A 15783-nucleotide genomic window follows, 5' to 3' on the forward strand; every position below is an offset into this window, starting at 1 on the left:
TGTGATCCAAGGGAGTTGATGATGTCCGACGGTGACCTCCAGATGAAATCCGCGACCTCGGTGGCGGCAACCAACGAGCCCGCGATCGTGTTCGACCGGGTCGGGGTCAGCTATGGCAGGGGCCGCAAGGCCGCCGTCGCGCTGGCCGATTTCACCCTGCGCGTCGCCGTCGGCGAGACCGTCGCGCTCCTCGGCCCGAGTGGGTCGGGCAAGTCGACCGCGCTCAAGGCGCTGGCAGGCTTCGTCCGGCCCACCTCGGGAACGGTCCGCCTCGCGGGCCGCGACGTCACCGACCTCTCGCCCGCCAAGCGCGGCATCGGCGTTGTCGTGCAGTCCTACGCGCTGTTCCCGCACATGACCGTGCACAGCAATGTGGCGTTCGGCTTGACATCGCATCGGGTGGCGCGGGCGGAGATCGCCGCGCGGGTCACCGAGGCGCTCGACATGGTCGGGATGGGTGGTTACGCCGAGCGGCTGCCGCGTGAACTGTCCGGCGGTCAGCAGCAGCGCGTGGCGATCGCTCGCGCGTTGGCTATCAAGCCCAGCGTGTTGTTGCTCGACGAGCCACTCGCGGCCCTCGACGCGCAACTGCGACATTCGATGCTCGGCGAGTTACAGGCACTGCGAAAAGCGTTGCCCGACACCGCGATGCTCTACGTCACCCACGATCAGGCAGAGGCGCTGGCGCTGGCGGACCGGATCGCGGTGATGCGCGATTCCCGGCTCGTCGACATCGATACCGCCGAGAATCTCTGGCAGCGCCCGCCCACCGACTTCACCGCCGGTTTCCTCGGTGGCGCGAACCTGGTGCCCTGCACGGTCAACCACGTCACCGGCACCGCCGCCCTGGTCACCGCGGGCACCAAGACCCTGCGCGCGCAGGCTCCACAACCCGGTGTGGGACTGGCGGATTGGGCACCGGGGGACGATGCCCTACTCTGCATCCGCCCACACACGATCACGATCTGTAGGCCCAGCGATCGGGATGCCTTGCGCGCCACCGTCCTCACCGCGGTATGGCGGGGCGCCACGACCAGGGTCGAACTCGCGGTCGACGGGCTGTCCGATGCGCTGGCTGCCGATGTGTCGGGGCATTTCACCAAAGAAGTCGGTGCCGTCGTCGGAGTGCAGCTCCCTGATCCGGCGGGGGTGCTCATCCCTCGCGTGATCGGTGAGGCATCCACCGTGACAGGCAATTCCATTCCACCGGAGAACGCGTCATGAACACAACGTCGTCGATCCTGCCACGAGGCGTACGGCCCGGTGAGAGCCTCGTCTCCTCGGAGCCACTCGGTAACGTCGCCGGTCGACCGACCGCCGACGCGGCACACGATCTGCTCATCACAGCCGACCGACACACCATCGGACTGTGCGAGTGTGAGGTGCTGTCGTGAGTGCTGTCGTTCTCGATCAGCCCGATATGTCGCCGCCGTCGAAGGATCGCGCACCGCGTCGGTCGTGGTTGCCGATTCTCTGGACGCTGCCGCCCGTGCTCGTGGTGCTCGGCATCGCCGGTTATCCGATTCTGCGGGTGCTGACCGAGTCGACCCAGACCCCGACCGGTCGCGGCATCGAGGTGTGGACCTCGGTGCTCGCGTCCGAGACGTTCCGGGAAGCGTTGTGGCGCACCGTTTCCATCGCCGTCTGCGCCACGGCTGGGTGCCTGGTCCTCGGCACGTTCCTGGCGATCGTGCTGGCCTTCGTGCCGTTCCCCGGATCCGGTCTGGTCGGCAGGCTCATCGACACGATTCTGACGTTGCCGTCTTTCCTGATCACGCTCGCCTTCACCTTCCTCTACGGGACGGCAGGCGCGGTGAATGCCCTGATCGCCGAATTGACCGGTGCGACAACACCGGTCATCGACTTTCTGACGACTCCGCTCGGCGTGATCCTCGCCGAGATCACCTACTTCACCCCGTTCGTGGTGCGCCCGGTGCTTGCCGCGTTCGCGCAGCTGCCCCGCGAACAACTCGATGTGGCAGCAAGTCTCGGCGCTTCGCCGTGGCGGGTGCTGCGTCAGGTGGTGCTGCCCGAAGCATGGCCCGCGCTCGCGGCGGGCGGCTCGCTGGTGCTGCTGCTCACGCTCAACGAGTTCGGCATCGTGTTGTTCACCGGCGCGAAGGGTGTCATCACCCTGCCCGCGCTGATCTACACCCGCGGCATCGTCACCTTCGACCTGCCCGGCGCGGCCGTGCTGGCCTCGGTACAGGTGCTGCTCTCGCTGAGCCTCTATCTCGTCTACCGGTTCGTGTTCGCCCGGTTCATCGCCCGCCCGAAGGGGGACTGATCGTGCTCGTCTGGACTCCACGCGGAAAAGCGCTGGTACTCGGTGTTTTCGCGCTGGTCGTCGGGGTGGTCTTCGTCGCCCCGATCGCGACCGTGATCGCCGCCGCACTGGCGGGCAGTTGGACCGGCCCACTGCCCTCGGACCTCGGCTTCACCAATATCGGCAACGCGCTCAGCGGCGAGCAGGCGGCCAGCCTCTCGGTGAGCCTGCAAACCGCCCTGCTCGCCGGCGCAATCTCCCTCGTCCTCGGCACCTGGGCGGCCCTGGCCTCCCGAGAAGCCCCCACCTGGTTGCGCCGCCTCACCGACGCGGTCTTCCACCTGCCCGTCGCGGTCCCCTCGGTGGCGGTCGGCCTCGGCGTTCTCATCGCCTTCAACGAGCGCCCGCTCCTGCTCGGCGGCACCAAGTGGATCGTGATCCTCGCCCACGCGGTCCTGGTCCTGGCCTACGCCTTCAGCGCCGTCTCCGCCGCCCTCGACCGTCTCGACCCCGCGTACCGCCAGGCCGCCGAATCCCTTGGTGCAGGACCAGTTCGAGTCCTCTGCCACATCACACTGCCACTGCTGTTGCCTGCCCTCGGTGCCGCCGCGGGCTTGGCGGTCGCCCTGTCGATGGGCGAACTCGGTGCGACCATCATGGTCTACCCCGCCACCTGGAAGACGTTGCCCGTCAGCATCTTCGCCCAAACCGACCGCGGTGAGGTGTTCGATGCGGCAGCCGGAACCACCGTCCTCGTGGTGGTCACGCTGGTGGTCTTGGTCGTCCTCGGCCGCATTCGAGGACGCGCGGCTCTGCGCTGAAGGCAGATGGTCGTGCCGGGCGGGCTGCGCTGCGCGTTCACCAATCGGTTCGTCGGTCGATTTCCGACCGAAACGCGAAGTGGTGAACGCTCAGCGCAATTCCCCGCGATCGGGTTCCACTGCGCGCGACCCGGTGGCTACAAGAGCGCCGATGCGTCGACTGCGGTGAGCCCGCCGTCGACGCGGAGGTCGTGGCCGTTGATGAAGGTTGCGTCGGACGAAGCCAAGAAGGCGACGGCGGCGGCGACGTCTTCGGCAGTGCCGACACGGCCTGCGGGGGACAGGGCAGCGACTCCCTGCTGAGCGGCTTCGGAAAGCTCCGCGCGGAAGGCCGGGGTATCGATGTAGCCGGGGCTGACCGAGTTCACGCGGATACGCCGGCCGCCAATTCCGCTGCGAGAGTGCGGGTCAGGTTGTGGACTGCCGCTTTACTCGCGGAGTACAGGGCGGAGCCGGGGACGCCGCGGTGCAGCCCGAATGAGGCGTTGATGACGATCGAGGCATGGTCGGGGAGCAATGGGAGGGTCTTCTGAATAGTGAAGAAGGCACCCTTGAGGTTGCTGCCGATCACCTGGTCGAACAGTGCCCCGGTCACCTGATCGATCGGCTGAAACGAACCGATGCCCGCGTTCGCGAACACCAGATCAAGGTGATCGAAGCGGTCGGCAACCGCCGTGGCGAGAATATCCAGATCGCCGAGATCATTAGCGTCACCGGCGATTCCGTGCGCCTGCCCACCGAGCTCGGCAACGGCCGCATCGAGCCGCTCCTTGTCTCGCCCGGTGACCACCACCCGAGCCCCCTCCGCGATCAACCGACGCGCGGTGGCCAAACCCATCCCGCTACTGCCGCCGGTGATCAGCGCGGTCTTGCCTTCGAATCGAGAACTGTTGTGCGTCATGGATTCAGCGTGGCGGGCGGCCGACCGAGTAGGCAGTGCGCATTTATCAGGGGTGTGCCACCACCAGGCTGGCCGTCGTCGCAGAGACGGCGGCAATTCGATTGTGTAGACCCGGGCCGCGCCACTTAGCCGTCCGACGCCTCACGGTGTATGACTATGCGCGCAGTCGGTGGCTACGCCGATTCGGTCAGGTGCAATCGGGGGAGTCCGGCCAGGCGTTGGGCGGTGTCGGTGTTCAGTTGCGGGTTGTATAGCACCAGTGACCAATTCGGGTGGTCGGCGACGGTGAGCGTGGTGGCATCGAAGTAGAGATCGCCGACCTCGGGATGGTGCAGGGCATTCACGGCTTGGAGCGGCGCACCGACTTCGTGGCGCTCCCAGAGTTCAGCGAACTCCGGCTCCGAAGCAGCGAGTTCGCTTGCTACACGCTGAAATTCGCTGTCATGCGGCACGAGGGCCGCGTCCGCGCGATAGGCGGCGACCACGCCAGGGGCGGCATCGGCCCACAGCTCAGGCAGTTCTCGGTAGCGGGGGCTGGTGAAGAACGTCACCAGGCAGTTGTGCGGCTCGCCGTCGTCGCACCCGAACACGCGCCCCGCAAGCGCGTTGAACGCCAAGATGTTCCAGTACCGATCGCGCACAACAGCAGGCCCCCGCTCCCACCCGTCGATCACCGCCCGCACCTGCGCGGTCACCTCCGTCGCCGACCCACCCGCAGGCGGCGGATTGAGTCCCGCGAGCAAATACAAATGCACCCGCTCCGACCCACTCAACCGCAACACCCCCGCCACCGAATCGAGCACCTCACCCGACACCGTGATGTCACGCCCTTGCTCCAGCCAGGTGTACCAAGACACCCCAACCCCGGCCAACATCGCCACTTCTTCACGCCGCAGCCCAGGCGTCCGCCGCCGCCCCACCACCGGCAGCCCCACCTCGCCCGGACCGATCCGCGCCCGCCGCGACCGCAGGAAATCGCGCAGCTCCTCGCGCCGCCGGGCAGATGACGCACTGACCATGCAACCAAGGTAGCAACGTGGAAGTCGGGGTGCCGCTCGATGCAACTGGCGAACAGGCATATTTCTGCCACCGAACCTGGCTCAGTGAGCGTTTGGTCAGCGGCTTCGCTGCTGCCGGTGGAGCAAACCGGCCCACTTCGAGTGGCAACCCGGGCCCGAAGGCTTGCCACTCAAAATGGGCTACCGCAGGTCAAGGGCGGCACGTGGCTCAGATTCACTGACAAAGGACAATTCACCGATAAACGACGTCAGAATTCACCAGCACAACCAAGCGCAGGCGAGCAAGTCTTCTCGAGACGTCTACCCACGTGCTCGAGCCAAGTCAAAGGCGGTAAATGCAGGTACCCACGCACGACCGGTCATCGAGGACGCGATAATCGGCAGCGGCGCGTTCACCTGACACGACCAGGTCGGCGCGCACGGTCTGATTGCCGCGGTACCAATCGGTTTCGCGCGCGATCGTCTCGATGCAACGTGCTGAGTTCCTGTTCGGACAGTGGACGCGGCCGTGTCATCCGAAATGCGCCAGACTTGCGGTCGATGTAGAGATATGTTGGGTAGCTCCCGGATTCAGCGCACTGCCAGTGCTTTTTGCTGGCGGCAATCTGTACCGTCAGCCTTTCGGCGGGGCCGGTCAGCAGATCCGCCGACATCTGCTCGGCGTCGGCACGGCTCACTGGTCCGGCATCGCTGAGGTACGAGAACAACCGGGTCACATAGTCCGCCCATCGGCGCACCCACGCATCATGGCTCGTCGGCGCTCGTGCGGCGGCAACTTGCAACGCTGAATAAGCGTCCGAGATTTGCCAGCCCACAATCCGGCGGGAGTAGTCGTGCAAGACTGCGGCACAGTAGCGCTGTTTGGGGCAGTCGGCATCCTCGGCAGCACCCAACAGGAGTGTCAGCCCTGCCGGGTCGTGGAGCATCACGTCTTCGTCCTGGTCGATCAACACCGCATCGGGATCAGTTGCCCAGACCCAGAAGGAATGTTCGTCGACGAAGGGCCACACTCCCGTAACCTATCTCAGGCGCCGTCGGCTGGGCCGGTCAACTCGTTCAGCGGCATGTCAGTGCATTCCGGTGCCGCGCTGGTCGGCGGTTACTGCAGCTTTGTTGTAGACCAGCGAATACCGCCAGAACAGGCGTCGACGGATGCGCGCTCCAGGTAGATACTCGGCTGCCGCACAGCGGATCTCGGTCAGCGTTTCGCATGGTGTCGCGGTCGGCACGGTCATCTTGATCGGGAGTTGGTCGCTCGGGTGAGGGTGCTTGATCTTGCCCACAATCAGATTCGCTACCGAGGCGACGGCGCCCGTTGCGTAGTCGATCGGGCCTGCATCGCGGAAGCACCCGATGACGACCAGTCGGCCGCCGGGGGACAAAAGCCGGTCCAGCTCACGCAGGGTATCGATCAACGGAAGCTGGTGCAGGGTAGCGACCACCTGATCGGCCCCGTGGATTCTCGGCCGTGTGGACCAGCCGCACGGCCGAGCGGGCTACCCCCCACCAAGCCTCCACTATTGGCCTTTCAACGCTCGATCGGCACGGTTGACGAAGGTCGCGGTTGTGAAAGTGCCGATTGCGAGGACGACCATCAGAATCTTCGCGGGCCAAGGCCCTTCGATGAGGGCGCCCACCGCTCCCAGTAGGACGAGGCCGCCCGTGATGACCAACATCGCGGTCGCCCTGGTCGTTCCGTTGATCTCGCCACGTAGAATCCGCCGCGACGCCGTGAGCAGGCTGAGAGCGGGAATCCCAGGCAACAGCGCGACCACGCAGACGACGATCAGATACTCAGGATTGACCAGCCCGGACACCACGAGTCCGACAGAGCAGGCCGCAAGCGCGACGCCCAGCGCAATTCCGGCGGATCCGGCAAGGCGGGTCAATCGCCGAACGGCGGGCTGGTTCGCGTAGGGCGACTGCACGCCCGCCTGCATCGCATCGATCTGAGACATTCGAAAACCCCCATGTGACAGTTGAAATGGCGAGCGAGGACGGGTTTTCGCATCTCATCCGACTACCCGAATACCCCCGGTCCGTACGCTACCGCCCACCATCGAGTTCGGTGACGAGATGTGGCGATCCGCCCCGGAACTGCGTGCCGCACTCGCCACGGATCCGGAGTATCGAGACATGGTTCGCGAGGCCCTCGACTTCGTGATCGCACGACACCCAACACCGGAAGAGTGGTCCGACCCGACCCACATTTGATTTTTCGATCAACAAGAACTAGACGAGTACCTGCACGCCTTCCGCGACTATCTTTTCGATCATCGTCCGGAGCCGATCTACCCTCCCGATAACGAGCGGCTCCCACCGGAGCTGGACCCCGCTTCATCCACCAACGATCAGTGACGGGCCGGATGACTATGGACGGGCTGCCAGAGGAAGCGCGCCGCTACATTACAGGATGTGTTCGCATGAGTATGCGCGAGTGAACTCAGTTCGTTCGGCTCACAGCTCGAACAACGGTTCGTATCGGGTTCCTTCGGATGTGAAGATCAGAATGTAGTCCTCGCAGGCCGGCGTCGTGGTCTGCCGAAGTTGTTCCAGGACTTCTGATTCAGAGGAAAGCTCCAATCCGAGCGCTACGGCGGCGCGGTCGCGGCGATCGAACATATCCGGAAGTTCGCGCAAACATTCTGCTGACGCTTTGTGGCTCAGGTCCGGGTGAGCGATGGGCAGTCGCGCCACCAGGGGACAACGAACAAGAGCTTCGTCTTGCCGAGGGCGCGAACCTGCGACGGACCCTGTCGACATTCAGAAACGCACTGGCAGCGCTCAGTGCGCTGCGGTGTGCTTCACGGTCATTTCGGTCAGCGAGCCTGGTCGGCGCCATCTGTGCCGGCGCCCAGGTCCGCAAACTGAAAGGTGGCTAGGTCGATGCGGTGCCACGCGATTCCACGCCGTGTCACCATCCGCCACGGCCGCGCAACACAGGGGTCTTCGACCATGCCAGCACATGCACGAGGCCGCCGTGTCGGAAATGTCGCTCCCTCAACGCAGCTCGTCGGTCATCGCACCAGGCCAAGCGATCCGTTCCCGTCGGACTCACGGGAACGATACTGCTAGGCCTAATCGCGGCAATGTATCCGCTCTGCCGGTACTCGAGCGAGACCGACAACTTCCGCGACACGATTCTGGTGGCCGTCAGACCCGTCGCTCAGTCTCAGAAAGGTGGGCCCAGCCCAACCGTGGCCGCGATGCTTCGAAAGATCGCCGGGGTGCTTGACGCCCGTGACGCCACGTGGTCGAGACTGCACGAGTCCTGCTCACAGAGCCTGTGGGAAGGACACTACAGAACCGACGCAGCAACTCGCATAGCCGGTGGACCCGCGATCAGGGCCCAGTCAATACGACTGGTGCGCACCAGCTTCGCGATATGTATTCGATCGCTCTCGATCACACATTTCCGAAGCTCTGATGCCAAAGGTCGATGCGAGTCCCCTATCGCGCACCCGCCGACATTCTGCGCGTACAAATTCGGCCTGCGGATAGGTCGCTCTGATCCGGTCTCGACCGGTAACCAGAACGAGGAACGTCTCTCGCCGACTGTGAATTCGGAGCGTTCGCAAATGATCAATCGGCCACGAGTCTGACCGCGAGATTTGCCGCGCGGCCCGCTCGGCACCAGCTTTTCATTGAAGTATTCGAAGCACGCGTCTGCAACTTTGTGCGATTCTCGCCATTCGGATGTGTCACATGACACTAGTACCGAGGAGATCTGCCGGGAAAGAATGCATTTGGGTAAGTCGCCGAAATTTCACCCGCTTTGTCTCGATCCGCAGTGTCCAAATCGTCGAACCTTTGCAGTAGTTTCACCGCGACTAACGCGGTGGTTCGATGCTTCGCCACAGCACCAGCGAAGGTCGCATCAGGGTCGTTAAGGCTGAAGACCTTGGCAGTTGCATGCACTGCTTCGTTGCGGACCTTAGTCCACTCCCAGATCGCCTCGATGACGGCGATAAAGGAGGGATCCTTTTCAACAGCTGGGTTATCGTCGAGTTTGTACCCTTTCAGGAGTTTGGCACATAAATTCCCAGTTGTGTCTTTAGCGGTGGGTAACTGTTTGCGAATATGCCAGTACCGGCTCGCTAGGCGGTCACTCAGCAATGAATCAAGAATCGCCACGGCCTCCAGGTAGTGCCCGGTTTCGATCGATTCCATCACCCAGTCGAAGGCCGCCGTGTAACGGCGGGTACGTCGGTCTCCGAGACGGTCATCATACGCGGGTAGTCGAATATTACTGTGCGGCAATGATTTTCCCATCTCGAAACCAACCTGCTACCCACACCGTACTCGATCTCCTACCCTCAAGCTCCCACGCGCCCGACGTGCGCGAACGACTAGTGTGCAGCAGTCCGTGCTTCACCCTGACCTGCACCCAGGTGCCCTCGATACCAGGCCTGGTGGGCCAATCCGGCAAGGTCTCGTGGCGGCGCAATTCTGCTCGTGCCCAGTCGAACGGATTCTCATCGTCTCCGAACCTATGCACAGTCCGAGCCAGATGCTTTGCTCGCGCCACGATCGCGCCTTCGCTGCGATGGTGTTCCGCTGTGGTCGCCGCCAGTGGGTCGTCGGCGCGCAGGGCTCAAAGTAGCTGCCGGTCCTCATCTTCAGGCCACTTCTGGCCTGTCCTCGCCAGCGTCACTGTTCGACCATATGCGACGACCACTCGGAGTCTCCATGCCTGGAACCGACCACGAGAGTGGTCCAGATCCGGTCACAGCCCAGACGGACACGCTATGGATGCCCGCCCCTCCGACGCGGTACATGATCTTCATGTACCGGATCAGAGACTGGAAGCGGTGGAATGCGTTCCTGGCAGATGTCGTTTGACGCGGCAGTCTGTACTCGTCAAGTATGTTGTTGCGCTTGATAGTTCGATAGTAGAGGGTAAGTATCGTCGCAGCGTTTGCGGTCGCATAGGGGGAGATCTGAGCGTCGACGAAGTATGGAAACTCTGCCGAGATGCCCTGCTAGAAGTTGGCATACGACGCCAATGGCCGGCTGGGACCGTGCTGATGCACGAAGGCGAACGGTCAGAGCACGTCGTGGTCATAGAGGTCGGCCGGGTCAAGGTGACCTCGGCGGCGGCCAGCGGCAAACAGGCATTGCTGGCGATTCGCGGGCCCGGTGACCTGATCGGCGAGTTCTCCGCTATCGACGGCCGCGCGCGGTCGGCGACGGTGACCGCTTTGTCGGCGGTCACTGCGACCTCGCTGTCGGGCTCGGCTTTTCGTGACTTGCTCATCGGCGACGGCAAGATCGCGTTCACGCTCCTGCAGGTGGTAGTCAACCGCCTGCGCGAAGCCGATGTTCAGCGCCTCGAGTTCGGTGCCTACAGCGTCACCGAGCGGATCGCGCGTTTGCTCATCGACTATGCCCGGCGCTACGGGGAGCGCGGCGATGACCGAGTGATCATCGCTCTGGCGTTGTCCCAAGAGGAACTGGCCCATGCTGCGGGAGCATCCAGAGAAGCAGTCTCTAAGGCGCTGAAGCAGCTCCGCAGCTTGGGCGCGGTGCGGACCGGGAGACGGCGAGTGGAGTTGCTGCGACCAGACCTCCTCGCCGACATCGTAGAGGGACTTCCGAGTGTGCATTTGGACGCAGACGCGGCGGGATACCCCCGATAGACATGAGGCGACCCACACCGTATGGAGGTAGACCATGAACGGACCGGTGCACCGCACATTTGTCGTCGTCGATGTCGAGAATTCGAGTCGACTGAGCAACCCTGAAATCACGGCGATGCGTTCGAACCTGTACCGAATCCTCGATGAGGTGACCGATCGCACCGGATCCGTTGTCGCCAATGATGATCGGGGCGACGGTTGCCTGCTCGTCCTCGAGCTTCCCGTACTGGAGGTGCTCGACAAGGTTGTCGAGTCGGTCATCGCGGGGGTGCGTGCCCACAACCACACAGTCGGTCCGCTCGAGTGGATCCGAGTACGCATCGCTGTGCACGAGGGCTATGTGAACAGGGATGATCGGGGTTGGTCGAGTGATGCGCTGACTGCTACGTTCCGGCTCAACGAAACCTCTGTAGTCAAGAGCACTCTGAAGAATGCGAGCAGGGCCGTTGGGGTCGTCGCCGTCTCCGATGTCGTGTATCAGGGGGTCGTGCGGCACAACTACCGGCCGACGGTGACTGCTGCTGCGTATCGCGCCGCCGACATCAGGACCTCCGAAGGCGAGGTCAGGGCATGGCTTCGGGTGCCGGGCTATCCCGAGCCGCCGCTTCCCGTCGACGTTGCCGAACCGAAGAGGACGAGGGCCGAGCAAGCCGTCCGGCCGGATGAGTTCGGGTCGATCAACGCCAACAACATGATTATCGGGGATGTCCGGGCCCGCACCATTATCGGCGGCGACAACCGAGGGGGTGCCGTGTGAGTGATTCGGAGGAGTCGGTCCCAAGTGAGACGTCGGCACCAGATCCGGAGCCGCTCGAAGACGCTGAGGCGGAGGCGGACAAGATCCGCGAACGAGCCACTGATTCTGAGCGTCGACGCGAATCGCGTGCTGCAGCGAGCGCTAGGTTCGAAGCGCTAGGTGCGATGGACGGGCGGCCCTCGGTCATCGCAAGTACGGTGATCTTCGGTGACGCACAGGTCGGCACACTGACCGGCCGCGACAATTACGGGGGCGGGTCCGGGGCGGGTTTCGAACGAAGCGGTCGAGTGGAACCGCGCAAGCTCCACGATCTCGAGCAGATTTTCGCACCGCCGCCGAGGTTCGAGCAGCTGTGCGATCGGCTGGGGTCGCAGCAGGTACTGCTGTTGCGTGCTCCGAAAGGGTGGGGCAGGACCGCCACCGCTCTGCGAGCGCTGAGCCGGCAATGCGCGGCAGGTGTGCACAAGCTCAGCCCTGATGCGGAGTTGAGATCGCTGGACATCCAGTTCGAACGTTGCACGGGCTACTTGTTCGATACACCGCACAGCCAGCAGCTACGCGCGCTGAGCGAATTCCACCTCGAACAACTAGGGCGGCAGTTGGCCGAGGTCGAGAGTCGATTGATCGTCGTTGTCGATGCTCAGGCCGAGCTCAGCCCCGACGCCGGGACATTCGTGCTGGACGTCGGTGAGCCGGCCGACGTTCCGGCGTTCCTGAGGAAGCACCTGCTCCAGCAGCTCGCCGAGGACGACCTCGGCGTGCTCTCGCGCCTCGAGGTCACGACGCTGCTGAGCATGATGGAAGAGCGCCGTCCGTCCGCACAGGAACTGGTCTACCTGGCTGCGCAACTGGTCGATGTTTCCGAAGGTCGAATCGACATCGCCGAGGTGGTCGGTCGGTATGCGGCCGCCGAGGACAACCGGTTCCGGGAGTGGTTCGACGAGCTCGACACCGATACTCGACCATTCGCCATCGCCTTGGCGGTGTTCAACAACATGCCGCTGCACATCGTGTCCGAAGCGGGTCGAGCACTGGCGAGGTCGATCGTCGACGTGGAGGCTCTCGACGATGACTCCCGGTCAGGTCAGAGGGTGTTCGGCGTGCGGAGCACCGAATTACTGAGTAGAGCTCAGGCGCAGTCGTATCGGTCCTATGAGGACACGGTGTACGGCCGAATCACCGTAGACGCAGTGAGATTCGTGGATGAACGTTTTCCACAGCGGCTGCTCGAATACACATGGCGGGAGTATTCGGCCGCGCACCAGTTGGTTCGTGACTGGCTACGCGAACTCGGCGGTGCAGACGACCTCAGAGTGAGCACTCGTGCGGGTGTTGCCGTCGGGTTGTTGTCCACCTTCGAGTTCGAGTACGTCAGACGGTTGGTGATCGAACCATGGGCTGACAGCGGTCAGCGGCACGACCAGTACGCCGCGATCGGCGCGCTGCAGTTTTCCAGTCTGCAGCCCGAGCTCGCGCCGCTGGTCGCAGAGATGCTCGAGGCATGGGTCCAGCCGACGCAGCCGATGGCTCGGCGGGTCACGGCGACGGCTGCTCTGGGCAGCACCGTGGGGCAACTCATGCCGGACCGTGCCCTCCGGCTGTTACGACGCTCAGCTCGTAGCCCCGACCCAGATCTACAAGATGCTGTGTGTTACAGCATGATCGAGCTCTTCAGCAGTCGCGAGCTGGCTGTCCGTGTGTTGGGTGATCTGCGGAGGTGGACCGTGTCGCGACGGCGGGGCGTGCGCTACACCGGATTCTTGTGCATCCTGCAACTGAGCTTCGATCTGGTAGTCGAGACAGTCGGCAGTGTTCTGCCGTGGCCGAGGCTGGTCTGGCTGGCCGATCAATCCGACGAGCACCGGGATCACATCGTCGTGCTCTTCGCCCGCCTCATGCAAGCGCCGTACTACCCGCCCGCCGCCTACGCCGAAATCAAGCGATGGGTTCATGTCGCCGAACGCGACCCGCAGTTCCGCCGGCCGCTGGGACGACTGCTCGTCGACCTGGAAAGGGCAGATCAGAACAACGGAATGGTGCCGTATCACCTCCGTGAATGGGCTGACGAGGACAGCGGTCCGAGGGCAGCCGTCGACGAACTGCTGACAATGCTCGACGTGAAACAGGGGGTTTGACATGACAATCGAGCGGACACGGCAACTTGTCCAATATGCGGAAGTGCAGAGGTCCGCATGGCGCGCCTTCCGCCCTCCGACAGACGGGCATGCGGCCGTATCGGTAGACCGGGCAGGAAGACTGACGCTACTGACGCGCCAACCATCGGCAGGGGAGATATTCTTCCGGCCGCCGATGGGTGTGTACTGGGTGGACGTCGCCATTCACCACAACTCGTGCAGATTCGATTTGCCTACGGCTGAGGGCGTCTTCACCTTCACGGCCGACGTCGATGTGACCTGGCGGGTAGTCGATCCTGAGAAGGCGGTCAAAGACCGGCCGGCCACCGGTGAACAGGTGTATCGGCCCTACCTCGAACAGCAACTGCGCCGACTGAGTCGCGAATACCAGGTGGAGCACTTCGCGATAGCAGAACGCGAGATCAACGACCACTTCGACAAACCGATCGAGTTGGATTGCGGCATATCGCTATTGAACTGCTCGGTGAAGCTATCCCCCGAAGCCGGTACGCACGCGTATCTCCAAGAGGTCACATTCGATCACCGGAAAGCTCAACGTCGTGAAGCCGAACACGGTGCCCGAATGCACACTGCGCATTTGCAGTCGAGTGAGAACGAAACCCAGCATGGGTTGCAGCTGCAGACGTCCCACCAGACCTATGAGCTCACCAAGTTCGCCCAGCAGCGCAGCCTCGAGCTGGAGCAACAGCGGATGACCTTCTACGCCGAGGCGATTCAGCGCGGCGACCTCAGCCCTATCGCGCACCGGCTGTCATCGAACCGCAGCGATGTCAACGAGGTCATCGGCCTGATGATGCAGCAGAAGCAGGTGGAATTCGATTCCGCGCATGCCATGTTGAAGGCGCTGCTGAACCAGAACCTGGTCAACAAACGTGATGTCCAGGACATCCTGGCGTACGCGTCCGCGGCGATCGCCGACCAGGTGAATCCGGCGTCGGTGGGGTCTGCTTCGGTGGCACCACCGAAGCCCGAGCTGGTCGTGTCGCCGATGGCGGCGCTCGTGCAGAATGCCGAGGTGCTCGACCGGTCCGACGACAATGACGACGACGATGACTAACCCCGGCATCACGGTGAACCCGTTGACCGAGCTTCCTTTCGGCGGCGGACTGATCAGGCAGTTCGACAAGTTTCTGCTCGACCTGGGATTCACCGCACGATGGGCCGAGACTGTCGAATTCTTGATCATCGTGGGGGTGATGTTCGCCGTGCTGACCCTTGTCGTGGGCACATTGGTGCCGTGGGTGAGCGGCAAACTGGCCGGACATGAAGAACGTCTCACGGCTCCTGTTCCCGCCGCGCTGCTGGCGCCGGAATGGGTGGTTACCAAGACTCTGGTGAAGGCTGGGCGCGTACCAGGGGCCTTCGTGCATGGCTACGGTGATTGCGTGCTCGTGCTGGTCGATTGGTTGCAGGCGGCATTGGCCGCTGTCCTGCGACTACTCGGATCGGTCGGCAAGCATCGCCGACCGATCGCGGGTGTGCTGCTCGTGCTGGGAGTTCTATCGTGGAACAGCAATTCATGCGTGGCCGATACCCTGCCCTGCGTGTCTCCGGTCCAGCACTGGACCACGCAGTTCGAAGGACCGCTGGTCACGCCGGTGCGCTGAGCAGTGCCGCGGTAAACCAGGCCAGAAAGACGACGAGGCTGATCGACGTCCAGCGCAGTGCCACACCGAAGCGGCGGTACTTGTGCTGCGCGATATCGGCGAGCGTGCCAGCCTGCTGCCACGCCTGATCGGCCAGCGTCGGAGCTGTCGGCCGTTCGCTCACTTCGATGGGGAAGCTCGGAAAGCAGAACCAGTTCCCGGGACCGGCGCTACCGAGTCGCGGCCGCAGGGTCGCGGCCAGGTAGCCCATGCACACGATCAGGCTCACTGCGAGTCCGATCGCCGACACGACCAGAGTGGTGCTCATGGATGTGCGTGTGGTGGTGACCAGCCCTGTCAGTGCGAATCCGTTGGCGGTCAACAACAGTCCTGCTTTGGTGTCAGCGGCGAGTATGACGCGGTTGAACTCGGCGACTGTGCGGAGCGCGGTGTTGAGGTCCTCGACTGGGCTGAGGCGGTTGCGAAACATCATGGGATCAGCACATCAGTGGTTTGAGGTGCACTCCAGGTACAAAGGCACACGGGCCTTGACCCCGGAAACTGGACACGGGGGTTTGTGATTACGCGGCTTGAGCCATGTTATCGGGCGCGTGAGCGGATTCGTAGTCGGCAGGGCT

General features: G+C 63.5%; 16 protein-coding genes and 1 pseudogene. 9 read left to right on the forward strand and 8 right to left on the reverse strand.

The genetic code is table 11. From position 1 onward, the window contains the following. Positions 1-21 precede the first annotated feature (21 nt). From ACFXKN_RS31930 to ACFXKN_RS31945, 4 genes are read left to right on the forward strand one after another with little or no spacing between them, the layout of a single operon-like run. Complete coding sequence (locus tag ACFXKN_RS31930; RefSeq protein ID WP_379434581.1) at positions 22-1224, forward strand: ABC transporter ATP-binding protein; 1203 nt, start codon at positions 22-24, stop codon at positions 1222-1224. Further along, positions 1221-1394 carry a hypothetical protein gene (locus ACFXKN_RS31935; protein WP_379434583.1) on the forward strand — a complete coding sequence of 58 codons (174 nt, stop codon included), beginning with the start codon at positions 1221-1223 and terminating at the stop codon, positions 1392-1394. Before ACFXKN_RS31930 ends, ACFXKN_RS31935 begins: the two co-directional genes overlap by 4 nt. Before the next feature lie 26 nt (positions 1395-1420). Continuing rightward, a complete protein-coding gene (locus ACFXKN_RS31940; protein WP_379434592.1) occupies positions 1421-2287 on the forward strand; it encodes a 2-aminoethylphosphonate ABC transporter permease subunit in 867 nt (288 codons plus the stop codon). 2 nt (positions 2288-2289) lie between these two features. Further along, complete coding sequence (locus ACFXKN_RS31945; RefSeq protein WP_379434585.1) at positions 2290-3087, forward strand: ABC transporter permease; 798 nt, start codon at positions 2290-2292, stop codon at positions 3085-3087. 137 nt (positions 3088-3224) lie between these two features. Here ACFXKN_RS31945 and ACFXKN_RS31950 read toward each other — a convergent pair. From ACFXKN_RS31950 to ACFXKN_RS31980, 7 genes and pseudogenes are all read right to left on the reverse strand, one after another. Then, positions 3225-3988, reverse strand: a pseudogene (locus tag ACFXKN_RS31950) (glucose 1-dehydrogenase). A 173-nt stretch (positions 3989-4161) separates the two neighbouring features. Further along, positions 4162-5007 (reverse strand): helix-turn-helix transcriptional regulator, encoded by an 846-nt coding sequence (locus ACFXKN_RS31955; protein WP_378944011.1) that lies wholly within the window; start codon positions 5005-5007, stop codon positions 4162-4164. A gap of 392 nt (positions 5008-5399) precedes the next feature. After that, complete coding sequence (locus ACFXKN_RS31960; protein WP_378944014.1) at positions 5400-6017, reverse strand: hypothetical protein; 618 nt, start codon at positions 6015-6017, stop codon at positions 5400-5402. Between the two features lie 57 nt (positions 6018-6074). Then, positions 6075-6449, reverse strand: a complete 375-nt coding sequence (locus tag ACFXKN_RS31965; protein WP_378944017.1) for a hypothetical protein — start codon at positions 6447-6449, stop codon at positions 6075-6077. 75 nt (positions 6450-6524) lie between these two features. Then, positions 6525-6965, reverse strand: a complete 441-nt coding sequence (locus tag ACFXKN_RS31970) for a hypothetical protein (protein WP_378944020.1) — start codon at positions 6963-6965, stop codon at positions 6525-6527. Positions 6966-7464: 499 nt separating this feature from the next. After that, positions 7465-7704, reverse strand: coding sequence for a hypothetical protein (locus ACFXKN_RS31975; RefSeq protein WP_378944023.1), 240 nt, complete (start codon positions 7702-7704; stop codon positions 7465-7467). A 1014-nt stretch (positions 7705-8718) separates the two neighbouring features. Next, entirely contained in the window at positions 8719-9279 is a 561-nt protein-coding gene (locus ACFXKN_RS31980; RefSeq protein WP_378944026.1) for a hypothetical protein, read from the reverse strand. A gap of 476 nt (positions 9280-9755) precedes the next feature. On the opposite strand from ACFXKN_RS31980, the gene ACFXKN_RS31985 reads away from it, so the two are divergent. The 5 genes from ACFXKN_RS31985 (at position 9756) to ACFXKN_RS32005 (ending at position 15166) form a co-directional block, all read left to right on the forward strand. Beyond that, a complete protein-coding gene (locus ACFXKN_RS31985) occupies positions 9756-10646 on the forward strand; it encodes a Crp/Fnr family transcriptional regulator (RefSeq protein ID WP_378944029.1) in 891 nt (296 codons plus the stop codon). 148 nt (positions 10647-10794) lie between these two features. After that, positions 10795-11403, forward strand: coding sequence for a hypothetical protein (locus ACFXKN_RS31990; protein WP_378944032.1), 609 nt, complete (start codon positions 10795-10797; stop codon positions 11401-11403). A gap of 164 nt (positions 11404-11567) precedes the next feature. Beyond that, on the forward strand, positions 11568-13538 hold the full coding sequence (locus ACFXKN_RS31995; protein WP_379434588.1) for a hypothetical protein: 1971 nt from the start codon (positions 11568-11570) through the stop codon (positions 13536-13538). 1 nt (position 13539) lies between these two features. Next, entirely contained in the window at positions 13540-14616 is a 1077-nt protein-coding gene (locus ACFXKN_RS32000; protein ID WP_378944038.1) for a hypothetical protein, read from the forward strand. Further along, complete coding sequence (locus tag ACFXKN_RS32005) at positions 14609-15166, forward strand: hypothetical protein (RefSeq protein WP_378944042.1); 558 nt, start codon at positions 14609-14611, stop codon at positions 15164-15166. The genes ACFXKN_RS32000 and ACFXKN_RS32005 overlap by 8 nt, the downstream gene beginning before the upstream one ends. Here the strand turns inward: ACFXKN_RS32005 and ACFXKN_RS32010 are convergent. Continuing rightward, on the reverse strand, positions 15150-15638 hold the full coding sequence (locus tag ACFXKN_RS32010; protein WP_378944045.1) for a hypothetical protein: 489 nt from the start codon (positions 15636-15638) through the stop codon (positions 15150-15152). The two genes, ACFXKN_RS32005 and ACFXKN_RS32010, sit on opposite strands and share 17 nt — an antisense overlap. Positions 15639-15783 lie beyond the last annotated feature (145 nt).

Source organism: Nocardia sp. NPDC059195 (assembly GCF_042754695.1).
GTDB lineage: Bacteria > Actinomycetota > Actinomycetes > Mycobacteriales > Mycobacteriaceae > Nocardia.